The organism is Mesorhizobium sp. BR1-1-16 (genome assembly GCF_020165495.1).
GTDB lineage: Bacteria > Pseudomonadota > Alphaproteobacteria > Rhizobiales > Kaistiaceae > Kaistia.
The window spans coordinates 190,329-207,315 of record NZ_JAIUIE010000001.1 but is presented as its reverse complement, the minus strand read 5'-3'; the positions used below and the strand labels follow the sequence as shown (position 1 = coordinate 207,315).

Below are 16,987 nucleotides of genomic sequence, written 5' to 3'. Positions count from 1 at the left end.
CATATCGGGGTAGCGCGTGGACGGCCATGCGCTTCCGGATGGCAAGCGGTTGTAACAGCGTCGACATGGCCCATGGCCATGCGCCCGGACCTGTTGCGCGAAGCGCGACCCCCAGAACTCAATTCCGCTGGCGAACCGTTCAAAGCAACGGAACGAGCACCTGTGCCAGCAGAGAGATCGCAATCGCCGCCATCACGAGCGCGATCACCGCATCCAGCACGCGCCAAGCGGCGGGTCGGGCGAAGAGCGGCGCTGCCAGGCGAGCGCCATAGCCGAGCCCGAAAAACCATGTCGCAGAGGCCAGCGCGGCGCCGGCGCCGAAGGCAAAGCGCGCCCAGCCTTCGTGTCGCGCCGACAGCGAGCCCAGCAGGACCACCGTGTCGAGATAGACATGCGGATTGAGGAAGGTCAGCGCCGCCACGGTCAACAGCGCCGGGCCGAGCTTCGTCTCCGCAGCCCCGCGCGCCGAAAGTCCGCCCGGGTGCAGCGCGCGGCGAAGCGCCATGATGCCATAAGTGAACAGGAACGCGGCTCCCGCCAGGGTCACCACCGTCAGCAGGCGCGGCGACTGCTGCACAATGGTGCCGAGGCCGGCGACACCGGCCGCGATCAGCATCGCATCGGCGAGAAAGCAGAAACTCGCAATGGCGAAGACATGCCGCCGCGCGAGCCCCTGCCGCAGCACGAAGGCGTTCTGCGCACCGATCGCGACGATGAGGCTGGCACCGAGCAGGAAGCCCTCCAGCGCTGGCGCTGCGAGCGGCATGGCCATCATTGTGTCTCCGGGGAAATGTGGTTTGTCAGAGCAGCTTCATCTGCCGATCGTCGTCATCGGCTGGTGCGATGGAGCCCTTATCACCCTGCGGCGGCAATCTTTTCGGCGGATCCGCCATCGGACGCTCCGCAAGCGGCGCCTGCAGCCCCGCATCATCATCGCGGGCGCTGTTGACGCGCGTATCGACCGCAACCGTCTCAAAGAAGCCCTGTCGCGCCGGCACCAGCGTGGAGACGAGTTCCTCCTTGCCTGCGGGGACCAGGCCGAGCCAGCGATCATAATCGGCGGGCTCGATCACCACCGGCATCCGGTCGTGGATCGGCGCAAGATCCTCGTTGGCGGCCGTGGTCAGGATCGTGGCGCTGTCGAGCAGATTGCCGTTTGCGTCGGCATATTCATCCCAAAGCCCTGCAAAGGCGAAGATGCGGCGTTCCGGCGAGCGGACAAGAAAGGGCTGCTTGCGCCCGCCCTCGCGCTTCCACTCATAGAAACCCGTGGCGGGAATCAGGCAGCGTCGATGACGGAACGGGCCACGAAAGGCCGGCTTGTCCGGCGCCGTTTCCGAGCGGGCATTGAAGAACAGCGGCAGATCGGCCGGGTTCTTGGCCCAGGACGGCACCAGGCCCCAGCGTACGAGGCCAAGCATCCGCGCGCCCTTTTCGGCGCGAACGACGTGAATCGGCTGGGTCGGCGCGATGTTGTAGCGCGGCGGAAACCACTCGATACGGATGAGCGAGAATTCCTGTTCGAGATCTTCCGGCGTCACCGCCAGCGCATAACGTCCGCACATCGCAATCATCCGTCACAACGCTCCGCTTTTAGCAGCGGCAAAGGGGCTCGTCATGCCCATCCTGCAGGGCGCGCTCTTCCCAGGGCGGCGAATCCCGGCGAAACTTTCGTCGTTCAACCGGAATCCGACGCGATGCCCGATAAAGCACCCGCTCCGCCCCAAACAGTCGCCGCGCCCCGGCGTCCGGGCCTTGGCGTCAGCATTGCGCTCTGGCGCGATGAACGCGTGCTGCTGGTCAAGCGCGGCCAGCCGCCTTTCGAAGGCCAATGGTCGCTGCCCGGCGGCCGTGTCGAATGGGGCGAGCGCCTCGAGGATGCGGCGCGGCGGGAACTGCAGGAGGAGACCGGCCTTAACGCCGGGCCGCTGCGTCTCGTCGAAGCGCTCGACGTCATCATCGGCGAGAGCGACGCCGTCGACAGCCATTTCGTGGTGGTCAGCTATGCCGGAAACGCCGAGGGCGATGCCGTCGCGGCCAGCGATGCGGCTGAAGCGGCCTGGGTGACCATCGACGAGGCGATGCAACTGCCGACCACGCCGGACCTCGTCCGCGTGCTCAAGCGAGCCCGGACGATGGCGTGACGCCGGCGCCTTGCGCCCGTTCGGCGGGCGGACCATGATCCGCCCCATCAGACGGCCGGCCTCCCGGCCCCAGCGCCGGCAGCCATGCGTTCCGCCTCTCTTTTGATTCATCGCCTCTGCATTGGCGCCATCGCGTCGATGCTGGTCGCTGTGCTGCTCGCAGCCGCAAGCGTCCGGGCCGCCGAGCCGCCCTATGATGCGCCCCTGGTGCGTCTTGCCGAGATCCTCGGCGCGCTGCACTACCTGCGGCCGCTTTGCGGCGCCGCGGAACCAACGCTCTGGCGCGACCAGATGGCGGCCCTGGTGGCGGCCGAGGCACCCTCTCCCGAGCGCCGGGCTCGCCTGACGGCGGCGTTCAACCAAGGCTATTCGGGCTTTGCAGCGCTCTATCGGAGTTGCACGCCGGCTGCCATCGCCGCCGTCGATCGCTATCTGGATGAGGGAGCACGTCTGACGCGGGATGTGACCACCCGCTATGGAGGTGATGCACCGCTGCCACGTTAACCAAATTAACCGGATTTTTAGTGTTGGATTAACCCCTTCTTCAGGATAGCTGTCCTCGCTGAGTCTGTGCGTGCTAGGTTTTTTCCGTCGGCGATTCGGATCGCGCTGCAGATCGAATCGATCCCAAGCAAACGGAAGGTGAACTGCTCATGGATGAGGAACGCGAACGCGTCGAGATCGCCGAGCAGAAGCGCGCCGCTCTCGCTTATCTGACCGAGGCCTGGGACGAGGCTGTTGCTGAAGGCATCGACACGGACATCATGGCGCATGCCGCTCTGTTCGCCGCCCTGTCGGACCTGATCGACACCTATGGCGAAGATGCGGTTGCCGATCTCACGGTCTCGCTGCCGGATCGCGTACGCCGTGGCGAGTTCACACTGCTGCGGACCATCCAGTAGTTTTTCGTCGGAACCCGGTTCTGCCGCAATCTCCTGATCCGATCGCGAACTCGGGCAGAAGCGCTTTTTGGCGCTTGGCCCAGCATTGTCTCGGCCGGGTTGACCACCTCGGCCCTGCAGACCAGATCATCAGGGAGTAAGCGATGCGCGGGCAAAATCTGGCGGCGCCGATCGGAACCGCAATTCTCGCCGTTCTCATCGCGGCCAGTGCACCGGCATGGGCGGCAGCGCCAGTCGACGCGAAGCCGGTGCAGACGCAGACGATCACCGCGCCGCCCGATCAAGGCGATGACGGCGATGCAGATGGCCCGCCGGCGGGACCGACACCCGACCAGCCGGCGAGCGCTGCTCCGGCAGACGACGAGCCGGTTCCCGTGGTCGAATACGACTTCTCCAAGCTGCCGCCGGCCGTGCAGAAACTGCGCAACGACATCCTCGCGGCAGCGAAGACCGGCGACATCAACAAGCTGAAGCCCATCATCGAGTCCGGCCCGCATCCGCCCAATCTCGGGGCAGACGAAGGTGACAGCAGCGATCCGATCACCTATCTGAAGTCGCTGTCCGGCGATCCGGACGGGCGCGAGATCCTGGCGATTCTCAGCGAGGTGCTCGAAGCCGGCTATGTGCATGTCGATGTCGGCACGCCGAACGAGGTCTATCTCTGGCCCTATTTCGCGCGCTATCCGCTCGACAAGCTGACACCCGAACAGATGGTCCAACTGTTCCGCCTGCTGACCGCCTCCGATTTCGACGAGATGAAGAACTACGGCGCCTATCTGTTCTACCGGGTCGGCATCACGCCCGACGGGAAGTGGGCGGAGTTCCAGGCCGGTGACTGATCCATATTGACGGACTAGAGCGTTCGTGTTTTGTTCCTCTCATCAAAGTGGGAGGACGACATGAAGCTTCATCGTGGCCGAATGATCGACCACATCCAGATCGTGACGGCGGATCTCGATGCGAGCCGCCGTTTCTATGAAGCGGTGCTCGCGCCGCTGGGGATCGAGCTGACGGTCGAGAACGGCTATTTCTATGCCGATGAGCTGTTCGTCTCGGGCGGTTCGCCACTGACCGGGCGCTGCCATCTGGCCTTCCAGGCCGCCGATGCCGATCAGGTGGCGGCTTTTTATGCCGCGGGGCTCGCTGCGGGCGGCCGCGACAATGGTGCGCCAGGCGAGCGCCCGTATCATCCGGGCTACTTCGCCGCTTTCCTGCTCGATCCAGACGGCAACAATATCGAGGCGGTCTATCACGGCCCGCACAGGCGCTCCGTACCGTCGGTCGAGCTGGAGATCGATGATCAGTGACGGCGCCGGCCGCTCAGCCGCGCGGCAGCGCCTCGCCGAACAGAACCGGCGCGCCCATCGACGGCGACACGAGTTCACCGTCCCACATCACCTCGCGGCCACGCACCACCGTGCCGACAGGCCAGCCGATGACGCGCTTGCCGTCATAGGGTGTCCAGGCGGCGCGCGAGGCGATCCAGCGATTGGTGATGGTGGCGCGGCGCTTCATGTCGACGATGGTGAAATCGGCGTCATAGCCGACCGCGATGCGACCTTTGCGGGCGATGCCGAAGATTCGTGCCGGTCCGGCCGAGGTCAGGTCGACCAGCCGCTCCAGGGAAAGGCGGCCATTATTGACGTGGTCGAGCATGATCGGCACCAGCGTCTGAACGCCGGTCATGCCGGAAGGGCTGTCCGGATAGGGCTTGGCCTTCTCCTCCAGCGTGTGCGGCGCGTGGTCGGAGCCGAGTACGTCGATGATCCCATTGGTCAGCCCCTGCCAGACGCCGGCCTGATGCGCACGGTCGCGCACCGGCGGGTTCATCTGCAGGAGTGTTCCAAGCCGGGCATAATCATCGGCCGAGAGCGTCAGGTGATGCGGCGTCGCCTCGGCGGTCGCGACATCCTTGTGATCGGCGAGATAGGCGATCTCTTCGGCGGTCGAGATATGCAGCACATGGATGCGTGCGCCGGCCCGGCGGGCGATCGAAACGAGGCGCTCGGTCGCCATCAGCGCCGCCGTGGCATCGCGCCAGACGGGATGGGAGGACGGATCACCGGGCACGCGCAGCGGCTTCCGCTCGTTGAGACGCGGCTCGTCCTCGGCGTGGAAGGCGGCACGGCGGCGAGTCTTGCCGAGAATCGCCGCGATGCCGGCGTCGTCCTCGACCAGGAGATCGCCGGTCGAGGAACCGATGAACACCTTGATGCCGGCAGCACCCGGCAGCCGCTCGAGCTCCGGAATATCGGCGACATTCTCACGCGTGCCGCCCACCCAGAAGGCGAAATCGCAATGCATGCGGCCGGTGCCGCGCCGCACCTTGTCGGCCAATGCTTCGGCGCTGGTCGTCGTTGGCTTGGTGTTCGGCATCTCGAAGACGGCGGTGACGCCGCCCATCACAGCGGCGCGCGAGCCCGTCTCGAGGTCTTCCTTGTGTTCGGCGCCCGGTTCGCGAAAATGAACCTGGCTGTCGATCACCCCCGGCAATATATGGAGGCCGGTACAGTCGACGACGCGGCCGGCGCGGCGGGGATCGATATCGCCGATCGCGGCGATACGGCCGTTCCTCACGGCGATGTCGGGCGTGCCGATACCGTCGTGATTGACGACGGTGCCGTTACGAAACAGAAGCTCATAGGTAGTGTTCATGGCCGCCCTCCCCAGTGCTTGCGCGTGTCCCGCCCCTGCCCCGGCGGCAACTCTTTCCCGGCTTAAGGAAGAGGCGCCGGCTGCACAAGTTCCCGAAATGCATGGGAACCATGTCGATGCGTGAGGGGTCGTTCGCCATCCTCGCCGACCGCGCCGTTCTCAAGATCGGCGGGCCGGACGCCGAGCGCTTTCTGCAGAACATCGTGACGACCGACATGGAGCGCGCTGTTGCAACCGGCGCGGGTTTCGGCGCCCTACTCTCTCCACAGGGCAAGATTCTCGCCGATTTTCTGGTCGCCGCGACAGTGGACGGCTTCCTGATCGACCTGCCCCGGGCTGCGCTCGCCGATTTCACCAAGCGGATGACGCTTTATCGGCTGCGCGCCAAGGTCGAGATCGCGAGCCTCGCTGAAAGCCACGCCGTCGTCGCCTATTGGGACGGCACGGCCGCACCGGCCGTCATGGGCACGGTCATCGCCGATCCGCGCCTTGCCGCGCTCGGCTTCCGCGCGATCCTGCCAAACGGCATCGATCCCTCGGCGCCGGGTTATCACGAGCGGACGGCCGAGGACTGGCATGCGCATCGCATCGCGCTCGGCGTTCCCGAGGGTGGACGCGATTTCGCGTTCGGGGATGCCTTCCCGCATGACGCCGACATGGATGATCTCGGCGGGCTAGATTTCCGCAAGGGCTGCTATGTCGGGCAGGAGATCGTGTCGCGCATGCAGCATCGCGGCACGGCCCGCCGCCGCGCCGTGATGGTTTCGGGAGGGCCGTTGCCGGCGCCCGGCACGCCCGTCGAGGCCGATGGCAAGGCGCTCGGAATCCTCGGCACCAGCGCCGGCGACCACGGCATCGCCCTTCTTCGGCTCGATCGGACAAAGCTGGCGCTCGATAGCGGCGGCGCGGCGATGGCCGGCGGCGTTCCGCTGACGGTCACGCTGCCGCCCTTTGCCCGGTTCACCTGGCCGGCCGGCGCCGATGACGAGGGCGCGGCGTGAGCCGGGCCGACGCCACACCCCGGGTGTGGCAGCGCATGCTATCGGGCCGCCGGCTCGATCTCGCGGATCCCTCGCCCTTCGACATCGAGATTTCCGACATCGCGCATGGGCTTGCCCGCGTCGCGCGCTGGAACGGCCAGACGCGCGGCGACCATGCCTTTTCCGTCGCGCAGCACTCGGTTCTGGTTGTCGAAGTGGCGCTGGCGCTGGCTCCGGCGATGCCGCCCGCCGATCAACTCGCAGCCCTGCTGCATGACGCCCCTGAATATGTCGTCGGCGATATGATATCGCCGTTCAAGGCCCTGGTCGGCGGCGAGTACAAGGCGGTCGAGGCGCGTCTGCTGGCAGCGATCCATCTGCGTTTCGGCCTGCCGGCCGACCGCCCTCCGGCGCTGACACGCGCCATCAAGGCAGCGGACAAGGTCGCCGCTTACTATGAGGCGACGAAGCTGGCCGGCTTCGGAAGCGCCGAAGCGACATCGTTTTTCGGAAGGCCGCGCGGCATCGATCCGGCGCATCTCTCGCTGGAGCCGTGGCCGACCGCGATGGCGCAGCAGCGCTTTCTCGACAGCTTCGGCGCGCTCACGACGGCCATGGGCGACGCCGCGCTTTCGGCGTGACCCCGCGCCGGTGCCGCACTACATGAAGGCAGAGAAGCGGGCGGCGTTTGCGCCAGCCCTCGCATGACAGGAGTTTCATGATGCCGCGCGTTTATGTCTGTTCATTGTCCCGGATCGGTTCGACCGTGGCGCAGACCGGCGCCAGCCATCTGGTCACGCTGATCAACGCCGACACGCCGGTTGAACGGCCCGCCTCGATCCCGGAGGAGCGTCATCTCTTTCTCGGCTTCAACGACATCCTCGAACCGATGGAAGGCATGACGCCGCCGGCGGCCGAGCATGTCGAGCAATTGCTCGATTTCCTGGAGGGCTGGAAGGCGGAGAAGCCGATCGTCGTCCATTGCTTCGCCGGAATCAGCCGCTCGACCGCCGCCGCCTTCATCACGGTCTGCGCGCTGCGTCCCGAACGCGACGAGGCTGAAATCGCCGCGTTGATCCGCGCCGGCTCGGCCTCCGCGACCCCCAATCTCCGTCTCGTGCGCTTCGCCGATGAGATGCTCGGCCGTCGCGGCCGCATGGTGCAGGCGATCGAGAGCATCGGCCGCGGCCATGACGCGTTCGAGGGCCATCCCTTCGCGCTCGCGCTCGACCGTTAGCGGACGGCGGCGCGGCATGAAGCGTCCGCTCTATGCCGTCGCCGGCTGGCTGATGGTGGCGCTTGGCGTGATCGGTCTCGTGCTGCCCGTGATGCCGACGACCGTCTTCATGATCCTCGCCGCCTGGTTCTTCGCCCGCTCCTCGCCGCGATTCGAGGCCTGGCTCCTCGCCCACCCGATCTTCGGACCGCCAATCGTTCAGTGGCGGGAAAATGGCGCCATCCCCCCGCTCGCCAAGGCGTTCGCAGTGGTCGGCATGGCGGGCGGCTTCGCGATGTTCTGGTTCCTCGTCCGCCCGGCGCCGTGGCTCGCCACTCTCGTCGCGGCAGCGCTTCTCGCCTCTGCCGGCTTCGTGCTGTCTCGGCCCAGCCACTGAAGCCGATTAAATTCGTATTGCGATGCAGCAAGCGCCTGATTTAGCTAGAAGCGGCGCGACGGGGCGCCGACAGGAGCGCGTCGACATGGCGAAGTGGGTCTATGCATTCGGCGGCGGTTCCGCCGAGGGCGGCCTCGCCGAAATGGAACGGCTCGGCGCCAAGGGCGCGGGCCTTGCCGAGATGAGCGCGCTCGGCCTGCCGGTGCCGCCCGGTTTCACGATCGTGACCGAGATCGGCAAACATTATCTCGCCAGTGGCCATGTCTTTCCAGATGGGCTCACCGGCGAAGTCGCGGCAGCACTCGACGGGATCGGCCGCATCGCCGGCCGGCGCTTTGGCGACGCCGATGATCCGCTGCTGGTCTCGGTCCGCTCCGGCGCCGCGGCGTCGATGCCGGGCATGATGGACACTGTGCTCAACCTCGGGCTCAACGACGAAACCGTCGAAGGGCTTGCGCGCGCCTCGGAAGACCGCCGCTTCGCGTTCGACAGCTATCGCCGCTTCATCCAGATGTTCGGCCATATCGTGCTCGGTCTCGACCATGCGCTGTTCGAGGAGCGGCTGGAGGATCTGAAGCTCGCACGCGGCCTCGTGCTCGACGCCGAGCTTTCGGCGAGCGACTGGGAGCAGGTCTGCGAGATCTTCAAGCGCATCGTCTTCGAGGAGACTGAGGCGGCGTTTCCCCAGGCGCCGGACGCGCAGCTCTGGGCCGCGATCGGCGCGGTCATGGCCTCGTGGAACAATCCGCGCGCCATCGCCTATCGCCGGATCAACGGCATCGACGCCGAAGCCGGGACGGCTGTCACGGTGCAGGCGATGGTGTTCGGCAATCTCGGTGAAACCTCGGCAACCGGCGTCGCCTTCACGCGCCATCCCTCAACAGGCGAAAAGATCCTCTGGGGCGAATTCCTGCCCAACGCGCAAGGCGAGGATGTCGTTTCCGGCACGCGCACCCCGCAGGACCTGACCGAGCGTGCGCGCCGAGAAACCGGCTCGGAAACCCCGTCGCTCGAACAGTTGATGCCCACGGCCTATGCCGATTTCGCGGCTGTTGCCGAGCGGCTGGAACGGCATCACCGCGACATGCTCGATCTCGAATTCACGATCGAACGCGGCCGGCTGTGGATGCTGCAGGTGCGCCCGGCCAAGCGAACGATTCGTGCCGCCCTGCGCACGGCCGTGGAAATGGCCGGTGAAGGCCTGATCAGCCGCGCGGAGGCGGTGGCACGGATCGAGCCGCGGACGCTCGAGCAGCTGCTGCATCCGACCATCGACCCCGATGACAGCGGCGACATCTTTGCGCGTGGCCTGCCGGCCTCGCCGGGCGCGGCGAGCGGCGCCGTTGTCTTCACGCCCGACGAGGCGGAGACGGCGCGAGCGCAGGGGCGCAAGGTGATCCTCGTTCGTGTCGAGACCAGCCCCGAGGATGTGCATGGCATGCACGCCGCACGCGGAATCCTGACGACACGCGGCGGCATGACCAGCCATGCCGCGGTCGTCGCGCGCGGCATGGGCAAGCCCTGCGTCTCCGGCGCCGGCACGATCCGCGTCGACTTCAAATCCGGCACGATGACATCAGGCGGACGGACCATTCGCCGCGGCGACATCATCACGATCGACGGCGGCACCGGCCTCGTGCTGGTCGGCGCGGTTCCGCTTCGCGAACCCGAACTCTCCGGCGATTTCGCGCTCCTCATGCAATGGGCCGATACGTTCCGCACGCTGAAGGTGCGCACCAATGTCGACACGCCGGCCGACGCCCGCGCCGCTCGCGGCTTCGGCGCCGAAGGGATCGGGCTCTGCCGGACGGAGCACATGTTCTTCGACCAGCGCCGCATCGGGGTGGTGCGCGAGTTGATCCTCGCCGAGCCGACAGCGGCGCGGGCCGATGCGCTGTCGCGTCTTCTGCCGATGCAGCGGACCGATTTCGCCGCCCTGTTCGAGATCATGGCGGGTTTGCCGGTGACAATCCGCCTCCTCGACCCGCCGCTGCACGAGTTCCTACCGACTGGCGAGGCCGAGATCGCGGAACTGGCGGCAACGATGGGGATTCCGCCGGCCCGCATTCGCGCCCGCAGCGAGGCGCTGGCCGAAGCCAATCCGATGCTCGGCCATCGCGGCGTACGCCTTGCCATCTCCTTCCCCGAGATCGTCGAGATGCAGATTCGCGCCACGCTGGAAGCGGCGCTCGAAATCGAGGCCACAAGCGGTGTTGCCGTCGATCTCGAGATCATGGTGCCGCTCGTCGCCAGCAAAGCGGAGCTCGATCTCATCTATGAGCGGATCCGCGCCGCGGAGGCTGAAGTCGTGCGGCAGCATGGGCGCGCGCCGCGCTATGAACTCGGCACGATGATCGAGCTGCCGCGCGCCGCGCTCGCCGCCGGAGACCTCGCCAAGACGGCGCGGTTCTTCTCCTTCGGCACCAATGATCTGACCCAGACGACCTTCGGCATCTCGCGCGACGACGCGGCGCCGTTCCTGAATGCCTATCTGGCACTCGGGCTGATGCCGGCCGATCCGTTTGCCACGCTCGACCAGGCGGGCGTCGGCGAATTGATCCGCATCGCGACCGAGCGCGGGCGGGCAACGCGGCCGGATATCAAGCTAGGCGTCTGCGGCGAGCATGGCGGTGACCCGGCCTCGATCCATTTCTTCGCCGGGCTCGGCTTCGATTACGTCTCCTGCTCGCCCTTCCGCGTGCCGGTCGCCCGCCTCGCAGCCGCGCAAGCCGCGATCGCCGCCAGGGGTCTGGCGGCGGCCAACGCCGACCTCCCCGAACTGGCCTGAACGCCGCTCGCTCCCGAAACGGCACACAACCGCCGCAGCGATCGCCGGCGTTAACCTGCTCTCAAGGTTAATCCGGCAGATTTCAGGAGCGTTGCCGGAGTGCCACACCGGCCTTTAGCGGACTGTACGCGTGGAGTTGCGTGCCCGATGGTCAGCCATGAGCCGTCTTCGTCCTCGCTGACGATTTATCAGCCGCCCGGCCCGCCGGCCGTCCTCTATGTTGCTCGCCGCCGTCGTCGACGCCCCAATCGCAGCCGGATCGCCCTGCTTTCAGGCCTTGTCGCGACCGGCCTGCTGGCCCTGTCCTCGACAACCGTTGCCTTCCAGGATGTCGCAAGCCTTTTTGGACGCGACGTTCCGCTTTCGCAGCGTTGGCTCGCGCGGCTCGTCCCGACGCCGGCCGGTGCCAGCTATGTGCCGACGCTCGTCACGCCCGAGGCGCACCCGGTCTTCGCCATGCGCACAGATGTCACGGTCGAACCGACGCTCGATCTCGTGCGCAAGGGTCTCGTCTCTGCGCCGGACTTCATCCCTCCGCGCGTCAATCGCGACGACAAGCGCGATGCCGCGATGTCACGGCCGCGCCCGATCGCGCCATCTCGCTTTTCGGCCGGCGTGCTGCAGCATGACGTGCTCGGCATGGTGTTTGGCGCGCCTGCGGCGAGCGAAGCGGTGGCGATGCTGATGCCGACCGACGCCGCGAAGATGGCGGTCGCTGCCGTCGTTCCGCCGAAGCCGGTCGCCGCGCCCGTGGCGGTGCTCGCCTCGATCGCAGGCGAAACGCGGGCGCCGCATCCCGGCAAGACAGCCGACGACCTCGCGGTGCAGGCCTATGCCAATCCCGACGACACCGCCGCCATCGAGGCGCCGTTCAACGCGGTGCTGGCGAAGCCGATGGCGATCGGCAAGGACGGCAAGCCCGATCATTGGTGGGTCACCAATCCAATTCCGCTGAATGCACGCTCCAAGACGGAGCAGAAATGCCTGGCCACGGCGATCTATTTCGAGGCGCGCGGCGAACCCGTGAAGGGCGAACTCGCGGTGGCGCAGGTGGTCATCAACCGCCTGAAGAACCCCGCCTATCCGAATACGATCTGCGGCGTCGTCTACCAGAACAAGGACATGCGCGACGCCTGCCAGTTTTCCTTTGCCTGTGACGGCATCAAGGACCGCATCACCGACATGTCGTCCTGGCGGCGGGCGCAGGAACTGGCTCGCCGTGTCGTCACGCAGGACAATTGGTGGAATGCCGATGTCGGCTCGGCGACGCACTACCACGCCAACTACGTCAAGCCGCGCTGGGCACGCACGATGAAGAAGATGGAGCGTATCGGGCACCACATCTTCTACAAGACCTTCGGCGGCGGCTGGAGCTGAGCGGCGCGCTGCGCGACATCTAGCCGGTCGACGCGCCACCCGGCGAGACTGCGAGGGAGCATCGCGATGAACACCGCGATCCTGTTCGATTGCGAATTCCTGTGCCTCGAAGGCTCGCAGCGCCGGTTCTGGTGCGCCGCGCACGACCCGGATCCTGTTATCGCGCAGATCGGTGCTGTGAAGCTCGGACTCGACGGCGACGTGGCTATCCTCGATCGCTTCTCGGCGTATGTCCGTCCAGTCGATCGTTTCGGCAATCGTTACCGCCTCGATCCGTTCTTCACGGCGCTGACCGGCATCACCGAGGACGACATCGAGACCAAAGGCGTGGGTCTTGCTGAAGCGCTGGCCGCCGTCGACCGGTTCTCGTGCGGAGCAAGGTTCTGGTCATGGGGCAAGGACGAGCTGAATATGGTCGCGATCAGCTGCTATGTCGCCGGCATTGCGCCATCGATCCCGGCGTGGCGGTTCGACAATGCGGTCAAGCTGCTGCTCGCCGCCGGCATGCCGATCGAAGATCTCGCCAGAACGCCGAGCAACAAGCTTGCCGATTATTACGGCGTCGAGCACCCGCCGCTGCGCGGGCACGACGCTCTCGATGACGCCCTTTCGGTCGCCTACACGCTGCAGCACCTCATGCGCAGCGGCCGCCTGCAGGCAGAGGCATTCGGTACCGACTAGCCGATCTCCACCACCAGCCGTCCCCGCACCTTGCCGTCGACGATATCGCGGGCTGCCTCGATGACCCCGTCGAATGGAACGCGGCGCATGGCTCTGGCGAGCTTCGCGCGATCGAGATCGCGGTCGAGCCTCTCCCAGGCGGCGAGACGCACAGGCTTCGGCGCATAGACGGAATCGATGCCGTAAAGCGTCACCCCGCGCAGGATGAATGGCGCGACGCTGCCAGGAAGATCGAGACCGCCGGCCATGCCGCACGCCGCAACCGCGCCGTCATAGCGAATCATCGAGAGGATATTCGCCAACGTCGCACCGCCGACAGCATCGATGGCCCCGACCCAGCGCTCCCTGGCGAGCGGCTTTGGCGGACCTGTAAGGCTCGCACGGTCGATCACCTCGGCGGCGCCAAGACTTTTCAGATAATCCGCCTCCTCGGTTCTTCCAGTCGAAGCGACGACGTGATGGCCGAGGCCGGCCAGCAGAGCGATCGCGATGGATCCGACGCCTCCGGCGGCGCCGGTGACGAGAACGGGACCGGCGCCCGGCTTGATGTCATGGCGCTCCAGCGCCAGCACGGCGAGCATCGCGGTATAACCGGCCGTACCGATCGCCATCGCCTCATCGGGCGAGAAGCCTGAAGGCAAAGGCAGTAGCCAATCGCTCTTCCAGCGCGCGCGTTCGGCGAAGGCGCCAAGATGGGTCTCGCCGACGCCCCAACCATTGAGCAATACGCGGTCGCCCGGCGCGAACAGGGCGCTTTCCGACGTCTCCACGGTGCCGACCGCGTCAACGCCGGGAACCATCGGAAAGCGACGCACGACGGGCGCCCGGCCGGTGACTGCGAGCCCGTCCTTGTAATTGACGGTCGAGCGTTCAACGCGGACGGTGACGTCGCCCTCCATGAGATCGGCATCATCAAGCGATTCGAATCCCACCGATTGCGTCGCTGCCGCCTCGTTCTGACGGATCACAACGGCCTTGAACGACGACATGAAATGATCTCCGTTTTCCGCGGGTCTGTCTTCGACATCTAGGTATGGCCAGGCGATATCCTAGTCTTTCTGGACCGTCTTGGCGAAGCGCTGCCCGCCAGATCGGGCCTCGGCGGCCAGAGCAAACCGGCCTGCAGCCTCGACCCGGCAGCCATCGCCGGGCATAAAGACGGCCGGAGGGTCGAACCCGTCGACGATTGAGGCGTTCCCTCCTGGGCGCATGCTGAAATGGCATGACGCGCGGCCTGCGCATTGGATGCGCGGCATATCCGCGGAGCCGGCGACGCGATCGACGCGTATCGGCGGTGGGAGGATTTCCAGGAAGAGAAGGAACCAGGATGGACAGCGCGATTGGCGAGAGGGCGACCAACCATGGCAGCCGAGCCCCAGAACGGCAGGCATGCGCACGGACCGCCTGGCCGGGCCACGCTCTGCTTCTGGTCGTGGTGGCATTGATCGCGCTTGCGGGAGGCTGCGGCGGTGCCCGGGCGCAGCTGAACCTTCAAAGTGCGCCATCAACAACGTCGACCCAGTCCACCAAGGCTGATCCTCAAGCGGAGGTGAAAGCCGTCAGCGAAGCCCTGGCCCGGGTTCTCGCCGATCCGACGGCGCGTGATCTGTTCCTGAAGCAGTTACAGAACGCCGCCACGCCCGCTGCCGCGCAGCCGGACGAGAGCAGCAAATCCGCGGCTTCCTCGCTGATCCCCGTGGACATTGCCGCAGATGTCGATGCGCTGACGGCATCGATCGGCCAGGACGTTTCGGACATCGCCCAGCGCACCTTGGCGGGCCTGCTCAATCTCCGCGCGATCTTCGATGGCAGCGTTTCCGTCGAATGGTCGAGCTTGCTTGATCGAACCCAAATCACGGCTGCGATGATCGTGATCGCCGTCGTGCTCACCACATTGTTGCGGGCGATGGCACAATGGCTGCTGGCCTATCTTGATCAGCGGGCCGCCCATCGGCGGCGCTGGCAGCGCCTGCTCATCGGCGCGGTGGCGGCGCTGGTCGACTTTGTGCCCACGGTGATCGCCCTATTTGCGATGATCGGCGTCGGGCTCAAGATGACGGGCAGCACCAGGCTCGGCTTCGTCGAGACACAATTCGCCGCGGCCTATGTCGCGTCTGAGATCGCCCGCCAGGTGCTCCGCATCATTTTCCGCCGGCGCTATCGTCATCTGCGACTGCTGCCCTGCCCCGATGGGTTCGCGCAATATTGGTCGGGCCGCGCCAGCGCGTTGGTCAGCTTCGTCGGCTACGGCCTGCTATTCGTGGGACCAACCGTCAGCTACGTCATTGCCTTCCGCCTCGGCATCGGCGTGCGGATGGCGATCGTCGTTGCCGCAACGCTCACCGCGATCATCCTCATCCTGCGCAACCGGCATTCGGTGCGCGATCAGCTCGTGGAAGCGTCGAACACGGTCAAGAGCCGGGCGCTTGCGCAGATTCTCATCCGCATGTCCGGCATCTGGCATGTGCTGCTCATTGCCTATCTGCTAACCGGCTTCGTTGTCTGGTCGACTAGGCCGGCGGATGCGCTTCGCTTCATGCTGTGGGCGACCTTGTGGAGCATGGTCTCGATCATCGTCGGTGCGCTCGTCATGCGCTTCACGCGTCAGGCCGGCAGCAGCGGCGTTCGACTGCCCGATTCGCTGAAAACGAGCCTGCCGATGCTCGAGCGCCGCGTGAACCTGTTCGTGCCGACCATGGTCGCTGCGGTTCGGATCGCGACCGCCGTCGTCGTATTCTTCGCCGTCCTCAACGCCTGGGCCTTGGTCGATTTGTCCGGCTGGGTCACGGACGCCGGCAATGCCGGGATGATCCGACGGCTTGGTGCCGCGCTCATCGTCCTCTTGCTGATGATCGCAGGCTGGCTCGCGGCGACGTCCTGGATCGAATACCAGCTTCATCCCCATTCCGGCCGCGACATGCGGGCGCGAACCCGGACGCTGTTCTCATTGCTCAGCAACGCACTGACCATCGTCTTTGCGGCGATCGGCCTGATGCTGGTCCTGTCCGAACTCGGCGTCGATATCGCGCCGCTCATCGCTGGTGCCGGCGTCGTCGGTCTTGCCGTCGGCTTCGGATCGCAGAAGCTCGTTCAAGACATCATCACCGGCGCGTTCATCCAGCTCGAGAATGCGATGAACGAGGGTGAGGTGGTGACCGCGGGCGGCATCTCCGGCGTCGTCGAGCGGCTGACCATCCGTTCGGTCGGCCTTCGCGATCTGTCCGGCGTCTACCACGTCATTCCGTTTTCCTCGGTCGACAGCGTGTCCAATTTCATGCGTGGCTTCGCCTTCCATGTCGAGGAACTCGGTGTCGCCTATCGCGAGGATGTCGGCGAGGTGAAGCAATTGATGTTCGACGCCTTCGACAGGCTCCAGGAAACGCCCCACAAGGCCCATATCCTGGCGCCTCTCGACATGCAGGGCGTGATTTCGCTCGGCGACAACGCGGTGACCATCCGCGCCCGGATCAAGACGAGCCCCGGCCAGCAATGGTCGGTTGGCAGGGCTTATACCGAACTGCTGAAGACCGTGCTCGACGAACACGGCGTCGACATCCCCTTCCCGCAACGCACCCTCTGGTTCGGCCAACCGAAATCGGGCGAGGCACCGCCGCTGACATTTACCGGTCGGGTGCGCGAGGCGCGGCCGGCGGCAACGCGGCGCAGCGGCCAGGCGGAACGCGAGGACGGCGCCGCCGACCTGACGCCGGCCCAAACGCTCGACGTGCCCCGCAGCCCGGAACACGAGGAGAACTGAGCGGAGTGGTCAGCGGCGGCAGCGCCAATCGGCCGAGCTTCCTTGACCGGGCGCTCGCGACGCGATTAGGGTGCGCCGCCTTTCAGGCGG

17 protein-coding genes are annotated in these 16,987 nt (G+C 66.3%); 13 read left to right on the top strand and 4 right to left on the bottom strand.

What is annotated here, in order from left to right:
- Positions 1–139: 139 nt before the first annotated feature.
- Both LB518_RS01035 and LB518_RS01030 read right to left on the bottom strand, forming a co-directional pair.
- A complete protein-coding gene (locus tag LB518_RS01035) occupies positions 140–766 on the bottom strand; it encodes a LysE/ArgO family amino acid transporter (RefSeq protein WP_224574241.1) in 627 nt (208 codons plus the stop codon).
- Between the two features lie 34 nt (positions 767–800).
- Positions 801–1,565 carry an SOS response-associated peptidase gene (locus tag LB518_RS01030; protein ID WP_224572050.1) on the bottom strand — a complete coding sequence of 255 codons (765 nt, stop codon included), beginning with the start codon at positions 1,563–1,565 and terminating at the stop codon, positions 801–803.
- 132 nt (positions 1,566–1,697) lie between these two features.
- On the opposite strand from LB518_RS01030, the gene LB518_RS01025 reads away from it, so the two are divergent.
- The 5 genes from LB518_RS01025 to LB518_RS01005 all read left to right on the top strand — a co-directional run bounded on the left by LB518_RS01025 (position 1,698) and on the right by LB518_RS01005 (position 4,353).
- The gene (locus tag LB518_RS01025) at positions 1,698–2,144 is read left to right on the top strand and encodes an NUDIX hydrolase (protein ID WP_224572048.1); all 447 of its coding nucleotides are present in this window, start codon (positions 1,698–1,700) and stop codon (positions 2,142–2,144) included.
- 84 nt (positions 2,145–2,228) lie between these two features.
- Positions 2,229–2,648: a TIGR02301 family protein gene (locus tag LB518_RS01020; protein ID WP_224572047.1), complete on the top strand. Its 420-nt coding sequence runs from the start codon at positions 2,229–2,231 to the stop codon at positions 2,646–2,648.
- 149 nt (positions 2,649–2,797) lie between these two features.
- Entirely contained in the window at positions 2,798–3,046 is a 249-nt protein-coding gene (locus tag LB518_RS01015) for a hypothetical protein (RefSeq protein WP_073051422.1), read from the top strand.
- A 143-nt stretch (positions 3,047–3,189) separates the two neighbouring features.
- The gene (locus tag LB518_RS01010; RefSeq protein WP_224572045.1) at positions 3,190–3,885 is read left to right on the top strand and encodes a hypothetical protein; all 696 of its coding nucleotides are present in this window, start codon (positions 3,190–3,192) and stop codon (positions 3,883–3,885) included.
- A gap of 60 nt (positions 3,886–3,945) precedes the next feature.
- A complete protein-coding gene (locus LB518_RS01005) occupies positions 3,946–4,353 on the top strand; it encodes a VOC family protein (protein ID WP_224572043.1) in 408 nt (135 codons plus the stop codon).
- Positions 4,354–4,366: 13 nt separating this feature from the next.
- On the opposite strand, the gene LB518_RS01000 is transcribed toward LB518_RS01005, so the two are convergent.
- On the bottom strand, positions 4,367–5,701 hold the full coding sequence (locus LB518_RS01000) for a dihydroorotase (RefSeq protein WP_224572042.1): 1,335 nt from the start codon (positions 5,699–5,701) through the stop codon (positions 4,367–4,369).
- A gap of 116 nt (positions 5,702–5,817) precedes the next feature.
- Here LB518_RS01000 and ygfZ point away from each other — a divergent pair, with 116 nt between their 5' ends.
- The 7 genes from ygfZ (at position 5,818) to LB518_RS00965 (ending at position 13,140) form a co-directional block, all read left to right on the top strand.
- Positions 5,818–6,702, top strand: a complete 885-nt coding sequence (gene ygfZ, locus LB518_RS00995) for a CAF17-like 4Fe-4S cluster assembly/insertion protein YgfZ (RefSeq protein ID WP_224572040.1) — start codon at positions 5,818–5,820, stop codon at positions 6,700–6,702.
- 35 nt (positions 6,703–6,737) lie between these two features.
- The gene (locus LB518_RS00990; RefSeq protein WP_224574239.1) at positions 6,738–7,322 is read left to right on the top strand and encodes an HD domain-containing protein; all 585 of its coding nucleotides are present in this window, start codon (positions 6,738–6,740) and stop codon (positions 7,320–7,322) included.
- Positions 7,323–7,402: 80 nt separating this feature from the next.
- A complete protein-coding gene (locus LB518_RS00985; RefSeq protein ID WP_224572039.1) occupies positions 7,403–7,918 on the top strand; it encodes a tyrosine phosphatase family protein in 516 nt (171 codons plus the stop codon).
- Positions 7,919–7,934: 16 nt separating this feature from the next.
- Entirely contained in the window at positions 7,935–8,294 is a 360-nt protein-coding gene (locus tag LB518_RS00980; RefSeq protein ID WP_224572037.1) for a YbaN family protein, read from the top strand.
- A gap of 85 nt (positions 8,295–8,379) precedes the next feature.
- Positions 8,380–11,082 carry a pyruvate, phosphate dikinase gene (gene ppdK, locus LB518_RS00975; RefSeq protein ID WP_224572034.1) on the top strand — a complete coding sequence of 901 codons (2,703 nt, stop codon included), beginning with the start codon at positions 8,380–8,382 and terminating at the stop codon, positions 11,080–11,082.
- A 147-nt stretch (positions 11,083–11,229) separates the two neighbouring features.
- The gene (locus LB518_RS00970; protein ID WP_224572033.1) at positions 11,230–12,459 is read left to right on the top strand and encodes a cell wall hydrolase; all 1,230 of its coding nucleotides are present in this window, start codon (positions 11,230–11,232) and stop codon (positions 12,457–12,459) included.
- A 66-nt stretch (positions 12,460–12,525) separates the two neighbouring features.
- A complete protein-coding gene (locus LB518_RS00965; RefSeq protein ID WP_224572030.1) occupies positions 12,526–13,140 on the top strand; it encodes a 3'-5' exonuclease in 615 nt (204 codons plus the stop codon).
- Here LB518_RS00965 and acuI read toward each other — a convergent pair.
- Positions 13,137–14,129: an acrylyl-CoA reductase (NADPH) gene (gene acuI, locus LB518_RS00960; protein ID WP_224572028.1), complete on the bottom strand. Its 993-nt coding sequence runs from the start codon at positions 14,127–14,129 to the stop codon at positions 13,137–13,139. The genes LB518_RS00965 and acuI overlap by 4 nt on opposite strands.
- A gap of 338 nt (positions 14,130–14,467) precedes the next feature.
- Here acuI and LB518_RS00955 point away from each other — a divergent pair, with 338 nt between their 5' ends.
- Positions 14,468–16,897 carry a mechanosensitive ion channel domain-containing protein gene (locus LB518_RS00955; protein WP_224572027.1) on the top strand — a complete coding sequence of 810 codons (2,430 nt, stop codon included), beginning with the start codon at positions 14,468–14,470 and terminating at the stop codon, positions 16,895–16,897.
- Positions 16,898–16,987 lie beyond the last annotated feature (90 nt).